Source organism: Burkholderia vietnamiensis LMG 10929 (assembly GCF_000959445.1).
Taxonomy (GTDB): domain Bacteria; phylum Pseudomonadota; class Gammaproteobacteria; order Burkholderiales; family Burkholderiaceae; genus Burkholderia; species Burkholderia vietnamiensis.
Map to the genome: position 1 here is coordinate 482,860 of NZ_CP009630.1, position 21,692 is coordinate 504,551.

Consider the following 21,692-nt stretch of genomic DNA (forward strand, 5'->3'; position numbering starts at 1 on the left):
CACGGGCGGCCGCCGTGCGGCGGCGCATCGGCCGGCTGCGTCAACCGATCGTGTCAACCCGTCGCATCAACCAACCGCATCAACCAACCGCATCAACCAGCCGGCGCGGGCAGCGCCGACGCCCGGTCATTCGTTCGATTGCGGCGCGGCATCTTCCTGCGTATCGCCGTCGGCGTCCGGATAGACGACCGCACCGTCGTCGCGGACCGTCGCGCCGGCCGTGATGCGCGCCGGCTCGACACGATTCAGGCCCATGATGTGCAGCACCGTCTCGCCGCGCGCGAGCAGGTAGTCGGACACGATACGCCGGTGACAGCGCCACCAGACGGCCTCCGAACACATGAGCGCGCAGCGCTGCTGCTCCCCGAGCGCGATCAGCCGCGTGAGGCCGGCGCGGAATTCCGGCGACAGCGCGTAGTCGGCATACCGATGGAAGCTGCGGTTCCTCCAGAAGCCGTTGAGTGCGTCGGGCACGTCGCGCGACTTGCCGCGCAGCCCGCCGAGTTCGGCGATGTGCTCGTAGCCGATGTCGGCCGCGGCCAGCGCGTCGGGCAGCGTTGCCTCGTTGAACTGCGGGTTGGTGCGCGAGCGCGTCATCTTGCGGATATCGACGAGCAGCGTGATGTCGACGGTCCGCAGCATCGCGACGAGTTCGTCGAGCGTGCGGTTCGAATGGCCGATCGTGTAGAACGGGAGCGTCACGTGCGCTCCTTGCCGGCGACGCGTTCGAGCACGCGGCCGCGATGCGCGGCGATGTGGTCGGTGCGATCGCTTTTGATTTCGTATCGGGGGGCGTCGGGCGACGCGCGATGACGATGGCCCTTGTAGTCGAAATCCTGCGTGTGCACCGCGATGATCGTGCCGGTCACGTGACCGGCTTCGGAATTCCAGCGGACATGGTCGCCCGGTTCGAACGGCGTCGTCATGCGGGAGCCTCCTCGTGGTGATGCTGTTGCGATACGGCCGCAAGCTGCGGGTGGAGCGAGCCACGCCAGTATGCACATTGCCGCGCTTTCGCGCGTGCGAGGCGCATCGTGTGGGGTCTCGGGCAGGCTCGTCCATGCAATCTGCATGCCCTGTGTCGAGGTCTGAAGTGACATTTTTGCTTCGCGAGCATCGACGACTTTGCTTTGGCCGACGGCTCGACGACGATCAGGCGAAGCAGATGAAAGTCGATCCCGATCCGATCGTCCGGCATATGGCGCAGTCTCCGAACGACCGCCTCGAATCGGCGCGCGGTTCGGCAATGGGGCGCCGACAGGACATCGTGCATCAGCAGAACTCTGGCAGTTTTTGCAGATGCGTTGTCATCTTCCACAAATTCATGCTCGCTGGATGTCGATAAAGTACGCATCACGGAGACGCTTCAAAGCACCGACGTGCCGGGTTCCGTGCTTCGAGCCGGTAGCGAACAAGCGTTGTGCGATGTCGATGGCCGCGATGCGTCATGAACCCATGATGCAGCGCTTCGAGCGCTATTCAGCACCATCGACGGATCGCCGAGAGATCGACCGCTTCCGATGTAGAGCGATGACCTGGTGCAGACGTGAGATGGCGGACTTCTAGGTCGGAGTGCTACGACGATGAATGGCGCTACGGGCGAACACGAACGATTACGACCGTTTGCGTTCGGAGCCGAATCCGGCCGGGCGACGGCGTTGCTGCGCACTTTCCGCCAACAACGACGTTCTCACCATTGCTCGACGTAGACAAACGCGGTCAGCCAGTAGCCGAGGAAGCCGAGCGCGAAGCCGGCTTCGTCGCCTGCGGTGCCGTTGATGACGGCCCACGCACCTCACGCCTCCAGACGAGATTCGTGCGAAACCCTACACAGCATTTGACCCGCCAAGAAAGCGCAATACCGCCCAATTGAACGCCCCGGCGCGGTCGAGATTTGCATGATGTCCGCCTCCGGGAAGCGTTCCGTAGCGGGCACCCGGAATCATGGCAGCGAGCCGTTGCCCTTCGGTCGCCGGAAAAATGCTGCCGTCTTCGCTTTGCAACACGAGCGTTTCGCTGCGTACGAGATTCAGTCGCCTTCTGACGTCGTAGTTCGCGATCCCGATGCAAAGGCGGGCAAGCTGCGCGGAATCGGTGGTTGCCGCGCGCGCATGGCCGATCTGATACGCGATCTCGCCAGCTTCCGATTGAGCGAATTCGGCGCTCACCATCAGCGGCCACATTTCCTCGAACCAGCGGCTTGCGCCATCGTCGCGCGCGAAACCGCATTTCCAGAACTCGAAGCGCCGGACGAAATCGTCGTCGACCAGGTTCGAGAAGCCATTGCAGACGACCAGCTTGCCGACGCGTGCGGGCGCATCGAGCGCGATCGTCAAGGCGATCGCGCTACCAAGCGAGATGCCGACGAGGGCGGCACTTTCGAGGCCAAGGTAATCCAGCAGAAACTGCAGGCTGCCGGCAAGTTCCCTCACGTCAAGCGTGCGATCCGGGTACGACGACGCACCGTGCCCCGGCAGATCCGGCACGATGACGCGATAACCCGCTTGACGCAGAAACGGCATTTGCCGTGCCCATGCGAGACCGCAGCTCCCCAGATCGTGAATCAATATGATCGGTTGGCCGCTGCCGACGTCCGCATAATAAAGATCGTGGTCACTGAATGATAGTTTTGCCATCTGCCTGCTCCACTGCTGTCCCCCGTGTACTTCTGAACTATCTTAATATTGAGATATATTGGCTGCAAGTTGAGCGACCAAGCCCCCATCGAATGCGAGGATATTCATGACGGTTCCGGGTACCGAAGATCACGTTGACCTCGTCGTCGCGCAATGGCGCGACGAGCGGCCTGAACTCGATGTGGCGTCGATGGAGGTGTTCGGGCGTTTGGCGCGACTGGCAAAGCATTGCGAGAAGGCGCGAACCGAAGCGTTGTCGCCATTCGGCTTCAAGGAAGGCGAATTCGACGTTCTGGCCACGCTTCGTCGGGCGGGCGCACCGTACGAACTGTCGCCCACGCAGCTGTACCGCTCGCTGATGATTTCGTCGGGCGCGATCACGAACCGGCTGATGCGACTCGAGCAGGCCGGCCTCGTCGAGCGCATTCCAAATCCGCAGGACGGCAGGGGAATGGCCGTGCGATTGACGCGCGAAGGGCTCGCCCTGATCGACCGGGCGGTGAACGTACACGTGGACACACTGGATCTGTTGCTCGGCGGGCTGGATCGGGACGACCGCACGACACTTGCATCACTGCTGAAGCGTGCGCTTCTCGCGCTGCCGGGCGAAGCGCTTCCGCCCGATTGCGAACGGTGGGCGCGAGGGGAGCAGGCGTGACAGACCGAACCTCGATGGGTTTAAGATAAAGACCGCAACAAATGAGGCCGGCGACAACAATAACGATAAGGAAATATCGTGCTTAACAGTAACGTATTGCGCCAACTCGATCTTCAGGACGTGATGGTATTTCTGTGTCTGTACGAACATAAAAGCGCGCGCCGCACTGCCGAGGTTCTGAGCATCAGCCAGCCGACGGTCAGCTATTGCCTGAAACGCTTGCGCAATTGCTTTCACGACGTACTGTTCGACGTCGATCGCGGCAGCCTCGTCGCGACGGCCAAGGCCGAGGCGATCGAGCCGTATCTGCGAAACGTGATCGACGCGGTGAACCACTGCGCCGACATGGACGACGATCAGGTGACCGCCACGTCACGCCGCGTGATGCGCGTATGCGCGCCGGAGTACTTCGAGCTGCTGCTGTTGCCGGGAGTGCTCGAGTCGTTCATGAAGCGCGGCCGCGAAACCTCGCTGATCGTCGATCGCCTCGGCCGCGAGCTGCCGGTAGAACGGCTGCTGGCCGGCGAACTCGATTTCGCGATCGGCTTCGGCCCCGGCTATCATCGGCTGCATCCCGACCTGCAATGGGAGTCGGTGCTCTCCGACACCTTCGTGTGTCTGACCGCTTCGCGCAAGCTCGCACCGTCGACGCGCGTCTCGCTCGACGAATTCTGCGACATGGAGCACGTGTTCCCCACGCCGTGGGTATCCGAGCGCAACATGATCGACGGCTGGCTCGAAAAGCTCGGCCGCTCGCGCAGTATCGTCGCGCGCGCCAACACGTATCAGGCCTGCCTGAACATCGTCGCGCGGCTGCCGGTCGCGCTGACGCTGCCGCGGCGCCTGATCCAGCACCTGTCGATTCCGGCGAACGTACAGATCTGCGAAGTGCCGCTCGGCTTCCCGACCTTCACGCTGGACGTGATCTGGTCGACGCCGATGGAGAAGAACCCCGACATCCGCACCATGCGCAGCCTCTTCAAGGATCTCGCGAGCGCCAACGCGTTCGAGCCGGGGGAATTGCCTCGCGCCTAGCCGCAATCGGTTCGCGCCGGCCGGCGAGCGGCGCGGTTTATTGCCGGTGGTGAAGCAAAGCCGGGCTTCCTTTCAGGAACCTGAACAAAATTCACATCCACCATTTAATTTTTAAAACGGTGCGCCCCGCCGTGTCGGTAGATTAGTCAGTGTTCGACGAGGCCGTGCTTCGAACACAAAACTAACCACACTGAGAGGCAACCATGATGGATGTTGTTGATGTAGTCGCTGCGAGGGTTCAGCACAAACCGTTACCGCGTTTCGGCTTCGAGTTGATCGAAAGCCTCGAGGCCGGTCAGAAGGCGATCGACCTGGTCGATACCGATCAGTTGTACGAGCAACTCGCCCATTCGGGTGTCGTGATCTTTCGCAATTTCGCCGATACGCTCGACGATTTCAACCGCTTCGTCAGCCTGCATTCGGCGCGCGTCACGTTCGATCCAGCGCGCAAGACCTCGACGGAGAACACCGCCGAAATCGATGCCGGCGAGCTGGAAATGGGCCTGCACCGTGAGAACGGCAACCTGCCGTTCACGCCCGACCTGCAATGGTTCTACTGCCTCGAGCCGGCTCGCGTCGGCTCCGAAACGACGATCTGCGACGGGCAGCGCGTGCTGCAGGAACTGACGCCGGCCGTGCGTCGTCTGTTCGAGCAACGCCAGATCAAGTATTCGCGCCGCATTCCCTGGCCGAACGTGCAGCGCTTCCTGAGCGTCGAACTCCAGCTGCCGGCGCACGAGGTGAACGACTCGCACCTCGAGGTCGTCAACCAGCGCGTTCGCGGCCAGCACTATCGCCGTCTCGACCAGTTTCTCGTGTCGTCCGAGCGTGTGACCGATGCGATCACCGTCAGCTGCTTCTCCGGCCGTCGCGCGTTCTGCAACTCGCTGCTCGGGCCGAGCGTGAACTACGAGCCGCCGCTGATCACGTGGGCCGACGGTACCGACATCGATTTCGAGGTGTGGGACGAAATCAAGGACGTGACCGCCCGCTATACGTACGACCTGTTCTGGAACAAGGGCGACGTCGTCGTGATCGACAACAGCCGCGTGATGCACGGCCGCCGCCGTCTCGCGGACACGGGCCGCCGCATCTTCGGTGCGCAAAGCTATCGCAAGGGAGCCATCGCATGATCAGCGCACTCATCGAACGTCATTTCGCCGAAGCGCCGAACCGCATCGTCGTGCGGGAGATGGACGGCCGCGAATACTCGCTCGATCAACTGCGCGCCGACGTCGCGCGGATCGGCGGCAAGCTGGAGGAGGTGTACGGCGATTGCAGCGGTCTCGTGTTCGGTATTGCCGCGCGCTCGAGCTACACGTGGGTGGCGACGATGCTCGCGATCCTGCGCGTGAAGGCGGTGCTTCTGCCGGTGCCGATCGAGTTTTCCGACGAGCAGATCGGCAGCCTGTTGCACAAGGCCACCGCGATCTTCGCGCAGGATGCGCAAACGGCCGCGCGCATCGGTTCGATCCTGCCCGGCATCTCGTGCATTGACGCCGCGAGCGAGCGCGACGAATGGCCCGCAGCGGGCGCACCCACCGGGGAGCGGATCGAGCCGGGCATCTGCGGGATCATCCATACGTCCGGCACGACGTCGAAGCCGAAGGGCGTGAAGATCCGCGACGAGGCGGTCGGCCTGCTGGTGACGAACGTGCTGAAGCGCGTGCCGGCCGGCCCGCTCGATTACCTGTCGATCGTGCCGATGAGCCTGCTGATCGAACAGGTGCTCGGCGTGTTCCTGCCGGTGCTGTCCGGCGGCTCGCTGACGCTGATGCCCGCGCACTACGCGGAGTATGGCGCACGCAGCGGCAATGCGCGCGAATACCTGGACCTGATCGCCCGCGTCGATCCGAACTTCCTGTACCTGCCGCCGAAGCTGCTCGAGGAGGCCGATGCCTTGCTGGAGTCGACCGGTACGACGCAACTGTTCGGCCGCCGCAATCCGCACATCATCACGGGCGGCGCGAAGATTCCGGCCACCGTGCTCGAATCGTTGGACAAGCGCGGCGTGCAGGTATACGAAGCGTACGGTCTCAGCGAGAACAGCTCGATCATCTCGCTGAACTATCCGGGGCAGCGCCGCATCGGTTCCGCCGGGACGTTCCTCGACGGCATCGAGCCGGTGATCGTCGACGGCGAGCTGCGCGTGCGCACACCGACGCTCTGCGCGGGCTACTACAACTCGGACGATACGTCGTGCGAGCTGACCGACGGCTACCTGCATACCGGCGACCTCGCCGAGATCGTCGATGGCTTCCTGTACATCACCGGCCGCAAGAAGCACGTGATCATCCTGTCGACGGCGCGCAACATCTCGCCGGAGTGGGTCGAGACGGTCTACAAGGAAAGCGCGCTGATCGACGACATCGTGGTGTTCGGCGAAGGGCGCGAAGAGCCGGCGGCGATCGTGCTGTCCACGCACGACGAAGCGGCGGTGCGCGACGAGATGGCGCGGCTCGAACCGCGGCTCGCGGATTTCGCGCGGGTGCGGCGCGTGCGGGTCGTGACAGACATCGAGCGCTTCCGCACGGATTACTACACGGTCACCGGGCGGCCGCGCCGTCAGCTGATCGAGCGTGACCATGCGGCGTCGCTTTACTGACCGGGGAGCCGAACGTGCAGATCGTACGGACCTTTCACCCGGGCCAGGACGCCTATCGCGAGATTCAGCTCGCGGTCTCGCAGCACTACTATCAGGCGCACGGCGCGCGTCCTGAGCCTCGCCCGGACCAGTTCTGGTGTCTGACCGACCGCGAGAGAACCTTGCCCGGATACGCATGCCTGGGGCTCAGCTGGGGCGATAGCGCGCGGCTGTTCTCGGAGCACTACCTCGACGAATCGCTGACGAGCCTGTATGGGCTGTCGCGTGCGGAGCTGATCGAGCTCGGGCAGTTCTCGTCGTTCGGCCCGAAAGGCGCCGGGCGCTACCTGATGGCGAGCGTGTTCCGCACCCTGGCCCAGCACCACTACCGGTACGTGCTGATGACGGCGACGGAGCGCGTGCGTTACATCGTGCAGTCGTTGCAGATCGCCTACGACGATCTCGGCCGCGCGTGCGTGAGCCGGGTGCGTGACCGGCATGTCGACTGGGGCACGTACTACGACAACGCGCCGCGCGTCATCATGGTGAGGATCGACGACATGGCCCGACGCAACGATTTGCCGATGTGGAGCCCGCTCGGCGATCCGCCCTCGGCCCGAATGCCGCCGAGGCAGGTCGAATGCACCGCCAACGGTCACTGATCCCGACAGGCCGCACGCACTCGCGTCGGCCTGTCCCGTCATTTCTGGAACGTCCCCATGTCCAACTCAAACAGATATGAAAACTTCCTCGTGTTCCTGGCGCCGCTGATCAATAGCGTCGGCGGGATCGCGATCGACCTCTATGCGCCCAGCATCCCGGCCATCGGTCGAGAACTCGACGTCATGCCGAGCATGATGCAGAACACGATCACGATCACGCTCGTGTTCTATGCGATCGGCCAGCTCGGGTTCGGCATCCTGGCCGACTGGTGGGGCAGACGCCCGTCGATACTGTTCGGCCTCGTGCTGTTCATCGCCGGCAGCGCGCTGGCGGTCGTCGCGCCTTCGTTCGAGGTGCTGATGGCGGGACGCGCGATTCAGGGCTTCGCGATCGGCTCGTGCCAGGTCGTCGCGCGCGCCGTGCTGGTCGACCGGCTGAAGGGCGACCGCTTCCGCGTCGCGATCGTCTACCTCAGCCTGGCGTTCGGGCTGGGCCCCGTGATCGCGCCGTACGTGGGCGGACACGTGCAGGAGTGGGCCGGCTGGCGCTGGAACTTCGTCGTGTACTGCGGCTACGGGCTCGTCGTGCTGTCGTTCGCGTTCGCGGGCCTGCGCGAGACGCTGCGGCCGGAGTTGCGGCGCACGCCGCGGCAAACCATTGCGGGCTATCGCGAGATCCTGTCTGATCCGCACTTCCAGTCGGCTGTCGCGATGCTCGGGATGAGCTTCTCGGCGTTCCTGATGTGGAACGTGATCGGCCCGTACATCGTGCAAATCCGCCTCGGGCATTCCGCGGCTTATTTCGGTTCGACTGCGCTCGGCGTCGGCCTGTGCTACCTCGGCGGCACGACGCTGAACCGGAGCCTGATCCGGCGCTACAGCGGCGAGCAGCTGATGCGCGTCGGCATCGCGACCTTTGCGCTCGGGGTGGCCTGCGTGGCGTCGAGCGGCGTCGAGCTGAGCCTCGTGACCGCCCTCGGCGGGATCATGCTGATCGCGTTTGCACAGGGCTTCATCTTCTCCAACGCGATGGCGCGCTCGATGGCCCTGTTTCCGGGCCGCGCGGGCGCGGCAGCGAGTCTGCAAGGGTGCCTGATGCTGGCGCTCGGTTCGATCGTGTCGGGGGTCGTCAGCGCATTGCCCATGGAGACGAACGCGACGATTGCCATCATGTTCGCGTGTCTGCTCGGCGTGACCATGATCGGCTTCCGGCAGCTGCATCGCCGCCATCCGCAGGTGGCGCGATGAAGGCCGCCGTCGCGCTCGTGCTGCGGCTCGTACTTGGCGCGTTCTGGATCTGGGCGGGCTTGACGAAGATCGTCGGGCACTTCGATGCAGGCCCCTTTCTGACGGCAGCCGTCTCGCGATCCGCGGTGGCGCCCGAAGCCGTGCGGCTCGCGCTGACCGGCGCGATCGTGCACGTCGCGCTTCCGCACGTCGTCGCGGTGAACCTGATCGTGCCCTGGCTGGAACTGGCGGCAGGATTATCGATCCTGCTCGGCATCGCGATCGCGTGGGGTGTCGCCGGCGCGGCGGCGATGTCGGTGCTGTTCCTGATGTGCGGGGCGGTCGGCACCAATCCATTGCTGCTGTTCGGCGCCGTCCTGTTGGCGATGTCACACCCGTATGCGCGCGCATGGACCCTTCATGCGCCGCGAGCGCCTGCCACGACCATCTGAGCTCGTAGCGGGCGTTGCTTCGCCGCTTGCCGCGTTCGTCGCGGCAAGCGGCTTTTTTCGTGTCGGGCATGCGAAAAATTTAAACAGGGATTCGAAAAGTTGACGTCCGGGCGCGGCGGCTCCACCCAAACTGACGTCATGACTGATTCATTGGGGAGATATCGGTGAGACGCTCTGTGTTCCTTGCCGCAGGCGCGTTGGTCGTCCTGTCCGGCGCATTGTTCCTTTGGCGCACGGAACGTGTATCGGCGGCCGATCGGCCTGCGTCGCCACCGGCGCCGTTGCCGGTCGAAACCATCGTCGTGAAGCCGCAGGCCGATGCGCCGACGCTCGAGGCGGTCGGCTCGCTCGAAGCGGTGCGGCAGGTGACCATCGCGCCGGAAGTCGCCGGCCGCGTCGTCGACATCCGGTTCGTCGCGGGCTCGCGCGTGAGCGCCGGGCAAACGCTCGTGCAACTGTACGACGCACCCGAGCAGGCGAAGCTCGCCGGCTTGCAGGCGAAGGCCGACTACACGCGCCGGCAGTTCGACCGCGCCGTGCAACTCGTGCCGAACGGCGCCGAGCCGAAGGCGACATTCGACGCACGCCGCTACGAGCTCGACGCCGCGCGCGCCGATATCCGCGAGACTCGAGCGGTCATCACGCAAAAGCTGATTCGCGCGCCGTTTTCCGGCGTGATCGGCTTGCGCCGCGTGAACCTCGGGCAGTACCTGAACCCGGGCGACCCGATCGCGACGCTGACCGATCTCGGCGTGTTGTACGCGAACTTCACGGTGCCGCAGAAGGAGTTGAGCCGCGTGTCGCTCGGCCAGACGGTGCGCGTGACGACGGATGCGTATCCGGGGCGGACCTTCGAAGGCCACGTGACGGCGATCGAGCCGCAGGTCGGCGACGAGACCCGCAACATCACCGTGCAGGCCACGGTGACCAATACCGGCCAGTTGCTGCGCCCCGGCATGTATATCGACGCGCATCTGGCGCTGCCGGGCCGCGACGCGGTGATCAGCGTGCCGGATACCGCCGTGCAGACCTCCCAGGCGGGCGACACCGTGGTGGTGGTCGAGCAGCGCGACGGGCGCGGCGTCGGCGTTGCGCGCGTGCGCCAGGTGCGTGCCGGCGCGCGCGAGCGTGGCCGCATCGTCATCGAGGACGGGCTGCGCGCCGGCGACGTGGTCGTGACGACCGGGCAGTTGCGCGTCGCACCGGGCGCGAAGGTGCAGGCGCTCGCCGATGCGGGCACACAACCGGAGACGGTGCGATGAGCCAGACCACGCAAGGCGCGCGTTTCACCGACATCTTCGTGCGGCGGCCGGTGCTGTCGATCGTCTGCAGCCTGCTGATCCTGCTGGTGGGCCTGCGCTCGCTCGGTGCGCTGCCGGTGCGCCAGTATCCGATGCTGGAGAGCGCGACGATCAGCGTCGAGACGGCCTATCCCGGTGCGTCGCAGGCATTGATGCAGGGCTTCGTGACGACGCCGATCGCCCAGTCGATCGCGACCGCGGACGGCATCGAGTATTTGACCTCCACGTCCACGCAGGGCAAGAGCGTCGTGAAGGCGCGGCTGCGCCTGAATGCGAACGCCGATCGCGCGATGACGGAAATCATGGCGAAGGTGCAGGAGGTCAAGTACAAGATGCCCGAAGGCGCGTACGACTCCGTGATCACCAAGCTGACCGACGCGCCCACGGCCGTGATGTATCTGGGCTTTTCGAGCGATACGTTGTCGATCCCCGAGATCACCGACTACGTGGTGCGCGTGGCGCAGCCGCTCGTCACCACGGTGCCGGGCGTCGCGTCCGCCGACATCGTCGGCGGCCAGAATCTCGCGATGCGCGTCTGGCTCGACGCGTCGCGGCTCGCCGCGCACGGGCTGTCGGCCGGCGATGTCGCGGCCGCGCTGAAGGCGAACAACGTGCAGGCTGCGCCGGGCCAGTTGAAGGGCGCGCTGACCGTCGCCGACATTTCCGCGAACACCGATCTGACCGACGTCGGCGCGTTCGGCAACCTCGTCGTGAAATCGGAGGCGAACGGCAGTTTCGTGCGCTTGCGCGACGTCGCGACGATCGAGCTGGGCAGCCAGCAATACAACGCGAGCGCGCTGATGAACGGGCACCGCGCGGTCAACATAGCGATCAACGCGACGCCGTCGGGCAACCCGCTCGACATCGTGCGCGGCGTGCAGGCGTTGCTGCCGACGATGGAGCGCAGCAAGCCGGCCAGCATCAGGATCGGCGATGTGTTCGACGTCGCGCGCTTCGTCAACGCGTCGATCGACGAGGTGCGCGAGACCATCATCGAGGCGATCGCGATCGTCGTGGTCGTGATCTTCCTGTTCCTCGGCTCGTTCCGTGCGGTCGTGATCCCGGTCGTGACGATTCCGCTCGCGCTCGTCGGCTCCGCCGCGCTGATGCTGGCCGCGGGCTTCTCGCTGAATCTGCTCACGTTGCTCGCGATGGTGCTGGCGATCGGGCTCGTCGTGGACGACGCGATCGTCGTCGTCGAGAACATTCACCGGCACATCGAATCCGGCGAGCCGCCCGCGCGCGCGGCGCTGCTCGGCGCGCGCGAGATCGCGTCGCCGGTGATCGTGATGACCATCACGCTTGTTGCGGTGTATGCGCCGATCGGGCTGATGGGCGGGCTGACCGGTTCGTTGTTCCGCGAGTTCGCTTTCACGCTCGCGGGGGCGGTGTGCGTGTCCGCGGTGATCGCGTTGACGCTCTCGCCGATGCTCAGCTCGCTGCTGCTCGACAGCCGGATGTCGGAGGGCCGTGTCGCGCGGGCGATCGAACACACGCTGTCGCGCGTCACGCACGCGTACCGGCGCCTGCTGCATGCGAGCCTCGGCGCGCGGCCGGCGGTGCTGGTGTTCGGAGCGGGCGTCCTGTTGGGCATCGGCCTGCTGTTCAGCGGCGTGAAGCGCGAACTGGCGCCGCAGGAGGACCAGGGCTCGATCATGCTGCAGGTGAAGGCACCGCAGTACGCGAATCTGGACTACCTCGAACGCTACGCGCCGCAGATCGAGAAGGTGTTCCGCTCGCTGCCGGAAGCGGATACCAGCTTCGTGTTGAACGGTGTCGGCGGCGCGAATCTCGGCTTCGCCGGCGTGAACCTCGTCGACTGGTCGAAGCGCACGCGCAGTGCGGCCGACCTGCAGGCGCGGGTGCAGGCGGGCGCGAACGCGATCGCCGGCGACCAGGTGTTCACGTTCCTGCTGCCGTCGCTGCCCGCGTCGAGCGGCGGCCTGCCGATCCAGATGGTGCTGCGCGCGCCGGCCGATTTCAACGGCATCTTCGCGACGATGGACAAATTGAAGGCTGCCGCGTCGAAGAGCGGGCTGTTCGCGGTGGTCGACAGCGATCTGACGTTCGACAGCCGTGCGGTCGGCGTAACGATCGACCGCAACCAGGCGAATGCGCTCGGCGTGACGATGAAGGACATCGCCGATACGCTCGCGGTGCTCGTGGGCGAGAACTACGTGAACCGCTTCGATCACGACGGCCGCTCGTACGACGTGATTCCGCAGGTCGCGCGCGCCGAGCGCCTGTCGTCGGACATGCTGAACCGCTACTACGTGAAGACGCGCGGCGGCAAGATGGTGGCGCTGTCGACCGTCGTGCGCGTGTCGAACGGCAGCCAGGCCAACGCGCTCACGCAGTTCAATCAGATGAACTCGGCGACCCTGTCGGCGGTGGCCGCGCCGGGCGTGACGATGGGGCAAGCGGTCGAGTTTCTGCAGAAACAGCCGCTGCCGGCCGGCTACGAGATCGACTGGCTCGGCGAATCGCGGCAGTACGTGCAGGAAGGCAACCGGCTGACGGTCACGTTCGTATTCGCGCTCGTCGTGATCTTTCTGGTGCTCGCCGCGCAGTTCGAGAGCCTGCGCGATCCACTGGTGATCCTCGTGTCGGTGCCGCTGTCGGTGTGCGGCGCGTTGGTGCCTCTGTACCTCGGCTTCGCGACGCTGAACATCTATACGCAGATCGGGCTCGTGACGCTGATCGGCCTGATTTCCAAGCACGGGATCCTGATGGTGAGCTTCGCGAACGAACTGCAACGCACGCAGCACCTCGACCGCCGCGCGGCGATCGAGCACGCGGCCGCGGTACGGCTGCGGCCGATCCTCATGACGACGGCCGCGATGGTCGCCGGGCTCGTGCCGCTGATTTTCGCACGCGGCGCGGGCGCGGCCAGCCGCTTCGCGATCGGGATCACGGTCTCGACCGGCATGCTGGTCGGTACGCTGTTCACGCTGTTCGTGCTGCCGACCGTGTACACGCTGATCGCGAAGCGCCATCGCGAGGCGGCGAACAGCGAGCGCGCCCGCGTGCTGGAGACCGTATGACGATGCAATCTGCAACGCGTGCCGCGACGGGACGCAACGAGGGCAACATGAATGGATTTCGCATGGCGGCCGCCGCGGCGCTCGCGCTGTTCGCCACCGGCTGCACGATGGCGCCGCATTACACGCGGCCCGACGCGCCCGTCGCGCAGGCGTACCCGGCCGGCGGCGTCTACGCGACACAGCCCGCTGCGGCCGGCACGCGCAGCGCCAACGGCCAGGCGGCGAGCGCCATCGGCTGGCGCGAATTCTTCGCCGATCCGCGCCTGCAGCGGCTGATCGAGATCGCGCTGAACAACAACCGCGACCTGCGCGTCGCGGTGCTGAACATCGAGGCGTCGCGCGCGCAGTACCAGATCACGCGCGCGGGGCTGTTCCCGACCCTCGACGGCACCGGCTCCGGCAACATCCAGCGCTATCCCGCGGGCGTGTCGACGACGCGCCAGCCGCTCATCACGCGCACCTACAGCGTCGGGCTTTCCGCGTCCTGGGAGCTCGACCTGTTCGGCCGCGTGCAGAGCCTGAAGGATCAGGCGCTCGCGCAGTATCTGTCGACCTCGTATGCACGGCAGGCCACCGAGATCTCGCTCGTGTCGCAGGTCGCGGACCAGTATCTGACGTTGCTGTCGACCGAGGACCTGCTGAAGGTCACGGAGAACACGCTGAAGACCGCGCAGGCGTCGTACGACCTGACCAAGCTGCAGTTCGACAATGGTACGGGCTCCGAGCTCGATCTGCGTCAGGCGCAGACGGTCGTCGAGCAGGCGCTCGCGAACCAGCAGGCGCAGGCGCGTGCGCGGGCGCAGGCGGTGAATGCGCTGGTGCTGCTGATCGGCGAGCCGCTGCCTGACGATCTGCCGGCCGGCATGTCGCTCGACGCGCAGAACCTGCTCACCGACGTGCCGGCGGGCCTGCCGTCGGATCTGCTCACGCGTCGTCCCGACGTGATGCAGGCCGAGCAGACGCTGCTGGCCGCGAACGCGAACATCGGCGCGGCGCGCGCGGCGTTCTTCCCGCGCATTTCGCTGACGGCCGCGTTCGGCACGGCGAGCCCGACGCTCGGCGGGCTGTTCAAGGCCGGCACGGCGGCGTGGTCGTTCGCGCCGCAGCTGACGATGCCGATCTTCGAAGGCGGGCAGAACATCGCGAACCTGAACCTCGCGAACGTGCAGAAGCGCATCGAGATCGCGAACTACGAGAAGGCGATCCAGTCGGCGTTCCGCGAGGTGTCGGACGGTCTTGCCGCGTGCGGCACGTACGACTTGCAGATCGCCGCGCTCGAGCGCAACGAGCACGCGCAGCAGCGTCGCTTCGATCTGTCGGACCTGCGTTACAAGAACGGCGTCGACAGCTACCTGTCGGTGCTGACCGCGCAGACGGATCTGTATTCCGCGCAGCAGTCGCTGATCAGCGCGCGCCTCGCGCGCTGGACCAACCTCGTCGATCTGTATCGTGCGCTGGGCGGCGGCTGGATCCAGCACGCCGGCGAGACGCCGCGCGCGCCGGATGCGTCGGCCGATTAGCGCCCGGCGTGGTCATCCGGCTGGAGCGGTAAACGTCGAAACAGGGAGGCCGACCACGCCGGGACCGAAGCGATGTGCGGAGCGGACAGCTGCACCGAGACGATGTTCACGATGGCGAGACTGGATGGCTTCGTGCCAGCCGATCGTCCGCTGCGCCCGATTCCGCCGTCGGCGAATCCGCGTGGCTCCGGTATCAGATTGACTATAATCGCGCATCATTTGATACCTGCCAGGGAGCCGCCATGTCGCTCGTCACCCCTGAAGCCGTGGCTGCGGTCATGGAGTTGCAGCCGGTCCCGCACACGCTGGCGGAATTGGAGGCGCTCGTGCGCGACGGCCTGCCGAAGTCTGCGCCGTCCCTTCCGTCGTCGTCCGGGCAGCGTTCGACGTGCTGGTGAATCCGGCACATCCCGACGCGGCGCGAATCGTCGTGACAGATCCTCGACCCGTGGTGTGGGATGAGCGCCTCTTTGCCATGCCACTGGCCGGGCAGTCATAGAAGTCGATGGTGGTCTGCCGCGGCTTCATACAAATAGCTGGGTCTTTGCAATGCCGCGCTCAGTGACAACCTTATTGCGCGGCGTGCAGCCTCACGACTTCCGCAGGGTTTCGGATGTCTGGTCAACGGCGACGGGCGAGGCGACATCTCTGCATCACCGACGGTGACGGCTTTATTTTGGTCTACGAGCGATGCATGACGTCGCCCGCCTCGGAATCGGGGCTACATGACACCGCGTCCCGTGGCATCCCGCTGCAGACCGCCGCGTCCACGAGATTTTTCAAGAATCCGACGCATTTGCCGTAATCTCGATAGACCCTTAACCTTTTCCTCGTCGTGGCGGGGATACCGCGTTGACGACGGCGATGAAAGTCGATCTGGCTACCCTCTACCTTCTAGTGATCGGCACCTTGTGGGCCAGTTCCGCCATGACATATTGGGAGCACGTATCGCATCCCAAGCGCAGCAACGAACTGCGAATGCTGGCGGCCGGATATGCGACGCTCGGGATCGGTTGCGCCGTGGCCGCGTTCCGGCTTGAACTGCTGGGCGCCGCGGGCGCGGCTGTAAGCAATCTCGTGATTCTGAGCGGCTATCTACTGGTTCTGCGCGCTGTGGCAATGTTCAACGGCCGGCGGTATCTCGCAGGCTCGATCGGCCTGCTGATCTTGATGGGGTTGACCTGGGCGGCGGCCGGCGCGCGCGGGCAGGCCGCCGTATGGCTCTATGCCAGCGCGCTGCCCATCGCGCTCGTCTCCGCGATGACGGCCCTCGAACTGACACGACGCGACGGGATGCCGGCCGTTCAAGCTCGACGCGTCGCTGTGGCGGTGACGGGCATCCATGCACTGTTCTACGCTGCCAGAGCCTTCGTCCTGCCTTGGGTGGTCCCGGTCTTTGGAGCGAGCGCACTGTCGATTTCGAGCAAGATCACGATGTACGAAGGCGTGCTCTATTCGGTCGTTTTGCCGATGACGCTACTTCGGCTCACCCGCGAGGAGGTTCACGGCGAACTCCTGCAAGAGTCCCGTACGGATTACCTGACGCGCCTGGGAAATCGCAGGCTGTTCTTCGAAGAGGGGGAGCGAATCATCAACGATTGCGCGATACGTCGACGCCCGGTCACGCTCCTTGCATTTGATCTCGACCACTTCAAGAAGATCAACGATCGCTATGGGCACAAAACCGGCGACGAGGTGCTGAGATCGTTCGCGGGCGTGGTTCGCGCCAGTACCGACGCGAACACGATTCTGGCGCGCATCGGTGGTGAAGAATTCGCTGCTCTGCTGCCCGATCACGACAGCCATCGCGCGAATGAGATCGGCGAAAGCATTGCGAGCCAGTTTGCCGGGATGGTCCACAGCGCCGACGATCATCGAATTTCCGCAACCGTCAGCATTGGCCTGGCGACGTCGAATTCCGAGGTGCCTTCACTCACCGATCTGCTCGCAGCGGCAGATCAGGCGCTATATCGGGCGAAGTCGCAAGGCGGCAGTCAGCTGATTCATCATGCTGAAGGACGATAGCTCGACCAGGCCACACCATGGCGTATCACTCCGAAGGATGGCACAGCATGCTGATCAGCTTGTCGCGGTACAGGTTCTTCTCCGCCGGATTGCGCTGTACGCAGACGTGGAGATTGCGCTGAGACCAGGGCTCGATTAGCGGGATGACCGCGACCTTGCCTTCGTCGGATGATTCAATCGCCGTCCGCGGAACGATGCCGATTCCGGCTCCCGACGATACGAGCCGAGCGATAGCCCGATAACCGGATACCTGCACGCGAATGTCGAGTCGTCCGTCGAGCGCGGCGGCATGATTCACCAGAAAGGTGTGCAGCGCAGCCCCTGATTGCAGACTGATGAACGGCTGACCCAGGCACGCCGCGAAGCTGACTTCGCTTTGCCTCGCGAGCGCGTGCGTCACGGGCGCGAGCAAGACCAGCTGGTCCTTCTTGTACGGTACGAATCGCAGCGCCGAATGCTCGGATTCCAATGCGACCACACCCACGTCCGCTCGACCGGCCACCACGGCGCCCACGATGTCGTGGCTGAGTCTCTCTTCCAGTGTGATGCGCACGCTCGGGAACGCCGCGAAGAAACGAGCGAGATCGTCCGGCAGATGGGAGCTGATCGCGTTGTTGTTGGCGAATACGGTGACGTGCCCGGTCAGTCCTTCGGCGAAAGGCAAAAGATCCGAGCGCATCTGGTCGAGTTGAGCGAGACAACGCCGTGCGTGCTCCACGAGCACCTGGCCCGCCGCCGTCAGCGCGACGCCTCTCGGATGCCGGCTCAGCAACGTCACGCCTACCGAGCCTTCAAGATTCTTCACGCGAAGGCTCGCGGACGATGGCGCAAGGTGGCAGCGTTCAGCGCCGCGCGAGACGTTGCCCTCTTCGGCGACGGCGACGAACACCTTCAGGTCAGTCAAGTCATAGCTCATCGTGTTCGAATTTCGCGAAGATGATGCCGGCTTTATAGCATAGCAGTACCGGCCGGCATGCACGGGAGCGATTGCTGCATTGCACGATTTCGTGAATCACGAACGATTCCTTCGTGAAATCTCGCTGTAATCGACCGCGGCGTTTTCCGATACTGATAGCCATCATCCCAACTCAGGAAGGCAGTGATGGCCGCATCTGTTGCTGAAACACCGTCGGCGAAGCCGCTCGCCGGCGTAGTCGTCGTCTCCATCGAACAGGCCCTGGCGGCGCCTTTGTGCACCGGTCGCTTGGCGGAAATGGGGGCGCGAGTCATCAAGATCGAGCGCGCGGAAGGCGATTTCGCGCGCGGCTACGACGCGGCCGCGAACGGCCAATCGTCGTATTTCGTGTGGACGAATCGCGGCAAGGAATCGGTCGTGCTGGACTTCAAGGACGCCGATGACGCCGCACTCCTGCATCGGTTGATTGCGCACGCAGACGTCTTCGTTCAGAACCTGGCTCCCGGCGCATTGGATCGAGCTGGATTCGGCAGTGAAAAACTGCGCGAAATGCACACGCGTCTGATCACGTGCGATATCAGCGGCTACGGCACGAACAACGCCGCTAGCAATCTCAAGGCGTACGACCTTCTCGTGCAGTGCGAAAGCGGTCTCGCGGGTATCACGGGCGCACCGGATGCGTGCGGGCGCGTGGGCGTTTCGATTTGCGACATCGGCGCGGGGATGAACGCGACCATTGCAGTGCTGTCGGCGCTCGCGCTTCGCTCGAGCACGGGCAAGGGCTCGGGTGTCTCGGTTTCGTTGTTCGACGGTGCGGCGGACTGGATGACGATTCCCTATGTTCACCAGGTTTACGGAAACGGAGCGCCTACGCGTCAGGGGCTGAAGCATCCTTCGATTGCTCCGTATGGCGCCTTCAAGACCAACGACGGCGACGACATCGTCATCAGCATTCAGAACGAGCGCGAGTGGCGCCAGTTCTGCTCGGCGTTCCTGCAGCAACCGGACGTGGCAGAAGACTCGCGCTTCTCGTCCAACACGAAGCGCGTGCAAAACCGCGAAGCCCTCGATCGGGTGATTGCCGAAGCGTTCGCGAGGCTCGACTCCAGTGAAGCACTGCAACGCCTGGCAGCTTCGAACACCGCCTACGGTCAGGTTCGCTCGGTTGCCCAGATGGCTGAACACCCTGCGCTGCGGACGTGGCCGATGACGGTCGACGGCGAAGAATTGCGCATGATTGCGCCGGCGGTTCGCGCGCCGTGGGACAGCCGGCACTTTGATGCAGCGCCTCGATTGGGTGAACACACGGAGCGCATTCGGGCCGAGTTCGCCACGAAGCAAGTGGGAGAATTCGCATGAGCGGCGTCGATATTGCGCACCTGCGCGAATGGATCGGCAAGAGCGAGTGCAGCCGTGACGTCCTGTCGTCGCGTCACGCGCGGCTGATGGCCGCGACGCTCGGCATTCCGCAGTCCGGCTTCGTCGACGGCGCACGCTTGCCTCCGCTTTGGCATTGGCTCTATTTCCTGAGCGGTGAGGCGCCTTCGGCGCTCGGCCGAGATGGACACCCCGCACGAGGCGGCTTCCTGCCTCCCGTGCCGTTGCCGAACCGCATGTGGGCCGGCGGCAAGCTCGAATTTCATGGCGACCTGCCGCTTGGCGCAGAAGTGGAAAGGCGTTCAAGCATCGCATCGGTCGAACACAAACAAGGACGCAGTGGCGAACTCGTCTTCGTGACCGTCCTGCATGAAGTCGTGCGCGAAGGGGAGGTGCTTGTCACCGAGCACCACGACATTGTCTACAAGGAAGCGTCGAAGGCCGGTGCTACACCTGCGCAAACGAACATGCCGCCACCGCAGCGGACGCGTCGCGTGAAACCCGATTCGACGATGCTGTTCCGCTACTCCGCGCTGACGTTCAACGGCCATCGCATTCATTACGACGCCGACTACTGCCGAGCGGTCGAAGGCTATCCGAATCTCGTGATTCACGGCCCCCTCAACGCAACGCTCCTTGCGAGCTTCGCCGAGGAAGTGAGCGGACGTCGCCTGAAGCAGTTCCATTATCGCGGCGTTCAGCCGTCGCTACTGGGCAACGAATTGGAGCTCAACGCCGCGCCAGACGGCGACCAGCTCGTCGTCTGGGTGAGCTTGCCCGGCGGTGCAGTGTCCATGCGAGCCGAAGCCTCGTTCTGAACGCACACACGCCTGCCTCGACAAAATTTCTCAAGATTGGAGACATAGATGCACCCGAACGCCCGTCATGGTCAGGCCGTTGCCTCGACCCAGTCGAAGGACTCGAAGCGCATTGAGCGCCGCGCCGCAATCGCAAGCGTCATAGGCACCACGATCGAGTGGTACGACTTCTTCATCTACGGCACCGCAGCCGCCCTGATTTTCCCGAGGCTGTTCTTTGCACACGGCAGCTCGGAAGGCCTCATGGAGTCGTTCGCCACGATTTTCGTGGGCTTTCTGTCGCGCCCCTTGGGCGGCGCCATCTTCGGGTACATGGGCGACCGTGTGGGCCGCAAATCGACGCTCGTCGCCACGCTGACCTTGATGGGCGTCGCGACGTTGCTCGTGGGCTTGCTGCCCACCACGCAACAGATCGGACCCGCTGCCGGCTGGCTGCTCGTCGGACTTCGGTTCCTCCAGGGAATCGGCGTAGGCGGCGAGTGGGGCGGCGCCGTGCTCCTCTCGATGGAGAGTCATCAAGGCAAGCGTCGCGGCTTCATGGCGTCGCTGCCGAATGTCGGCGTACCGCTCGGCCTCGTCATCTCGGTGCTGGTCTGGAGCGTCTGCAGCCGCTTGAGCGGCGACTCGCTGATGGACTTCGGCTGGCGAGTTCCCTTCTATGCAAGCGGTGTGCTTCTGGTGTTCGGCCTGCTGATTCGCATGGGCGTGCCGGAGACCAGGGATTTCGTCGAGGCCAACCAGTCGGTCGACCGCACCAGGAGTCCTGTTCGGGAAGCCATTAGAACCGAGTGGAAGGCGATATTGCTGTCGGCACTCGTCCGTCCCGGCGAACAGGCCGCGTTCTACATGCTCACGTCGTTCGCCATGCTGTACGGCTCGAAGAACCTCGGCCTCGGCAAGGGGTTCATCCTGAACGCGGTGTTGATTGCCGCCGTTGTCGCGTGTTTCGCGTTGCCGTACTTTGGGCATCTGGCGGACCGTATCGGCCGTCGCAAGACCTACATGTCGGCAGCCGTCTGCATGATGCTGTTCGCTTTCCCGTACTTCGCGTTGCTCAATACGAAGATTCCGCTCGCCGTCATTGCGGGCACGGTCATCATCATGGTCATTCATGCGGCGCTCTACGGGTCGCAGGCCGCCTTCATCGCCGAGTCGTTTCCTCCCGGCATTCGCTACAGCGGTGCGTCGCTCGGATACCAGGGCGCCTCGATCATTGCCGGCGGCCCCGCGCCGATGATTTCGCTGTGGCTGTTTCAGACGTTCCATTCCGCATACGCCGTTGCCGCTTTTCTCGCGGCCATGTCTCTCGTCAGCGCCTGCGCCGCGTTCTTCCTCGGCCGGCAACGGACGGTCGAACCGAAGGCGGTATCGGAGCGTCTCGTAGAGGCTGCGCACTAAGAGACGGTTTCAAAAAGGCCCCGTGGGGCTGTTAACTTT

At 64.6% G+C, this 21,692-nt stretch carries 19 protein-coding genes and 1 pseudogene; 16 read left to right on the top strand and 4 right to left on the bottom strand.

Annotated features, from left to right (window positions below; translation table 11 throughout):
* Positions 1–126: 126 nt before the first annotated feature.
* Positions 127–702 (bottom strand): DUF488 domain-containing protein, encoded by a 576-nt coding sequence (locus AK36_RS02525; RefSeq protein WP_045577780.1) that lies wholly within the window; start codon positions 700–702, stop codon positions 127–129.
* The gene (locus tag AK36_RS02530) at positions 699–926 is read right to left on the bottom strand and encodes a hypervirulence associated TUDOR domain-containing protein (protein ID WP_045577781.1); all 228 of its coding nucleotides are present in this window, start codon (positions 924–926) and stop codon (positions 699–701) included. The genes AK36_RS02525 and AK36_RS02530 overlap by 4 nt, the downstream gene beginning before the upstream one ends.
* 239 nt (positions 927–1,165) lie before the next feature.
* Here AK36_RS02530 and AK36_RS32485 point away from each other — a divergent pair, with 239 nt between their 5' ends.
* Entirely contained in the window at positions 1,166–1,345 is a 180-nt protein-coding gene (locus AK36_RS32485) for a hypothetical protein (RefSeq protein ID WP_144410610.1), read from the top strand.
* Positions 1,346–1,826: 481 nt separating this feature from the next.
* Here AK36_RS32485 and AK36_RS02535 read toward each other — a convergent pair whose 3' ends face one another.
* On the bottom strand, positions 1,827–2,636 hold the full coding sequence (locus tag AK36_RS02535; protein WP_045577782.1) for an alpha/beta fold hydrolase: 810 nt from the start codon (positions 2,634–2,636) through the stop codon (positions 1,827–1,829).
* Positions 2,637–2,742: 106 nt separating this feature from the next.
* On the opposite strand from AK36_RS02535, the gene AK36_RS02540 reads away from it, so the two are divergent.
* The 12 genes and pseudogenes from AK36_RS02540 to AK36_RS02590 all read left to right on the top strand — a co-directional run bounded on the left by AK36_RS02540 (position 2,743) and on the right by AK36_RS02590 (position 17,144).
* Entirely contained in the window at positions 2,743–3,294 is a 552-nt protein-coding gene (locus tag AK36_RS02540; RefSeq protein ID WP_014725454.1) for a MarR family winged helix-turn-helix transcriptional regulator, read from the top strand.
* A 78-nt stretch (positions 3,295–3,372) separates the two neighbouring features.
* Positions 3,373–4,329: a LysR family transcriptional regulator gene (locus AK36_RS02545; protein ID WP_011882673.1), complete on the top strand. Its 957-nt coding sequence runs from the start codon at positions 3,373–3,375 to the stop codon at positions 4,327–4,329.
* Positions 4,330–4,601: 272 nt separating this feature from the next.
* Positions 4,602–5,462 (top strand): TauD/TfdA family dioxygenase, encoded by an 861-nt coding sequence (locus AK36_RS02550; protein WP_224383327.1) that lies wholly within the window; start codon positions 4,602–4,604, stop codon positions 5,460–5,462.
* Positions 5,459–6,934: an AMP-binding protein gene (locus tag AK36_RS02555; protein ID WP_045577783.1), complete on the top strand. Its 1,476-nt coding sequence runs from the start codon at positions 5,459–5,461 to the stop codon at positions 6,932–6,934. Before AK36_RS02550 ends, AK36_RS02555 begins: the two co-directional genes overlap by 4 nt.
* A 14-nt stretch (positions 6,935–6,948) precedes the next feature.
* A complete protein-coding gene (locus AK36_RS02560) occupies positions 6,949–7,575 on the top strand; it encodes a thermostable hemolysin (RefSeq protein ID WP_034194523.1) in 627 nt (208 codons plus the stop codon).
* A 57-nt stretch (positions 7,576–7,632) separates the two neighbouring features.
* Positions 7,633–8,823, top strand: a complete 1,191-nt coding sequence (locus AK36_RS02565) for a multidrug effflux MFS transporter (RefSeq protein ID WP_034194524.1) — start codon at positions 7,633–7,635, stop codon at positions 8,821–8,823.
* The gene (locus tag AK36_RS02570; protein WP_045577784.1) at positions 8,820–9,254 is read left to right on the top strand and encodes a hypothetical protein; all 435 of its coding nucleotides are present in this window, start codon (positions 8,820–8,822) and stop codon (positions 9,252–9,254) included. The genes AK36_RS02565 and AK36_RS02570 overlap by 4 nt, the downstream gene beginning before the upstream one ends.
* A 158-nt stretch (positions 9,255–9,412) precedes the next feature.
* Positions 9,413–10,516, top strand: coding sequence for an efflux RND transporter periplasmic adaptor subunit (locus tag AK36_RS02575; protein ID WP_080938591.1), 1,104 nt, complete (start codon positions 9,413–9,415; stop codon positions 10,514–10,516).
* Entirely contained in the window at positions 10,513–13,599 is a 3,087-nt protein-coding gene (locus AK36_RS02580) for an efflux RND transporter permease subunit (RefSeq protein ID WP_045577786.1), read from the top strand. The genes AK36_RS02575 and AK36_RS02580 overlap by 4 nt, the downstream gene beginning before the upstream one ends.
* Before the next feature lie 47 nt (positions 13,600–13,646).
* Positions 13,647–15,119, top strand: coding sequence for an efflux transporter outer membrane subunit (locus AK36_RS02585; protein WP_045578395.1), 1,473 nt, complete (start codon positions 13,647–13,649; stop codon positions 15,117–15,119).
* A 242-nt stretch (positions 15,120–15,361) separates the two neighbouring features.
* A pseudogene (locus AK36_RS33650) lies at positions 15,362–15,472 on the top strand (antitoxin Xre/MbcA/ParS toxin-binding domain-containing protein); the annotation flags it as partial.
* A 511-nt stretch (positions 15,473–15,983) separates the two neighbouring features.
* A complete protein-coding gene (locus tag AK36_RS02590; protein ID WP_045577787.1) occupies positions 15,984–17,144 on the top strand; it encodes a GGDEF domain-containing protein in 1,161 nt (386 codons plus the stop codon).
* A 25-nt stretch (positions 17,145–17,169) separates the two neighbouring features.
* Here AK36_RS02590 and AK36_RS02595 read toward each other — a convergent pair whose 3' ends face one another.
* Positions 17,170–18,048 carry a LysR family transcriptional regulator gene (locus AK36_RS02595; RefSeq protein ID WP_224383328.1) on the bottom strand — a complete coding sequence of 293 codons (879 nt, stop codon included), beginning with the start codon at positions 18,046–18,048 and terminating at the stop codon, positions 17,170–17,172.
* Between the two features lie 198 nt (positions 18,049–18,246).
* Here AK36_RS02595 and AK36_RS02600 point away from each other — a divergent pair, with 198 nt between their 5' ends.
* The 3 genes from AK36_RS02600 to AK36_RS02610 are packed head-to-tail and all read left to right on the top strand — an operon-like array spanning position 18,247 to position 21,653.
* Positions 18,247–19,419, top strand: a complete 1,173-nt coding sequence (locus AK36_RS02600; RefSeq protein WP_045577788.1) for a CaiB/BaiF CoA transferase family protein — start codon at positions 18,247–18,249, stop codon at positions 19,417–19,419.
* Positions 19,416–20,255, top strand: coding sequence for an HTD2 family dehydratase (locus AK36_RS02605; RefSeq protein WP_045577789.1), 840 nt, complete (start codon positions 19,416–19,418; stop codon positions 20,253–20,255). Before AK36_RS02600 ends, AK36_RS02605 begins: the two co-directional genes overlap by 4 nt.
* Before the next feature lie 48 nt (positions 20,256–20,303).
* Positions 20,304–21,653, top strand: coding sequence for an MFS transporter (locus AK36_RS02610; RefSeq protein WP_045577790.1), 1,350 nt, complete (start codon positions 20,304–20,306; stop codon positions 21,651–21,653).
* Positions 21,654–21,692 lie beyond the last annotated feature (39 nt).

What these genes read in the sequence shown, in the direction of transcription:
- AK36_RS02580 (WP_045577786.1), top strand. Translation starts at nt 10,513, where the DNA reads ATGAGCCAGACCACGCAAGGCGCGCGTTTCACCGACATCTTCGTGCGG.
- AK36_RS02540 (WP_014725454.1), top strand. Translation starts at nt 2,743, where the DNA reads ATGACGGTTCCGGGTACCGAAGATCACGTTGACCTCGTCGTCGCGCAA.
- AK36_RS02600 (WP_045577788.1), top strand. Translation starts at nt 18,247, where the DNA reads ATGGCCGCATCTGTTGCTGAAACACCGTCGGCGAAGCCGCTCGCCGGC.
- AK36_RS02535 (WP_045577782.1), bottom strand. Translation starts at nt 2,636, where the DNA reads ATGGCAAAACTATCATTCAGTGACCACGATCTTTATTATGCGGACGTC.
- AK36_RS02530 (WP_045577781.1), bottom strand. Translation starts at nt 926, where the DNA reads ATGACGACGCCGTTCGAACCGGGCGACCATGTCCGCTGGAATTCCGAA.
- AK36_RS02605 (WP_045577789.1), top strand. Translation starts at nt 19,416, where the DNA reads ATGAGCGGCGTCGATATTGCGCACCTGCGCGAATGGATCGGCAAGAGC.
- AK36_RS02565 (WP_034194524.1), top strand. Translation starts at nt 7,633, where the DNA reads ATGTCCAACTCAAACAGATATGAAAACTTCCTCGTGTTCCTGGCGCCG.
- AK36_RS02570 (WP_045577784.1), top strand. Translation starts at nt 8,820, where the DNA reads ATGAAGGCCGCCGTCGCGCTCGTGCTGCGGCTCGTACTTGGCGCGTTC.
- AK36_RS02585 (WP_045578395.1), top strand. Translation starts at nt 13,647, where the DNA reads ATGAATGGATTTCGCATGGCGGCCGCCGCGGCGCTCGCGCTGTTCGCC.
- AK36_RS02590 (WP_045577787.1), top strand. Translation starts at nt 15,984, where the DNA reads ATGAAAGTCGATCTGGCTACCCTCTACCTTCTAGTGATCGGCACCTTG.
- AK36_RS02555 (WP_045577783.1), top strand. Translation starts at nt 5,459, where the DNA reads ATGATCAGCGCACTCATCGAACGTCATTTCGCCGAAGCGCCGAACCGC.
- AK36_RS32485 (WP_144410610.1), top strand. Translation starts at nt 1,166, where the DNA reads ATGAAAGTCGATCCCGATCCGATCGTCCGGCATATGGCGCAGTCTCCG.
- AK36_RS02610 (WP_045577790.1), top strand. Translation starts at nt 20,304, where the DNA reads ATGCACCCGAACGCCCGTCATGGTCAGGCCGTTGCCTCGACCCAGTCG.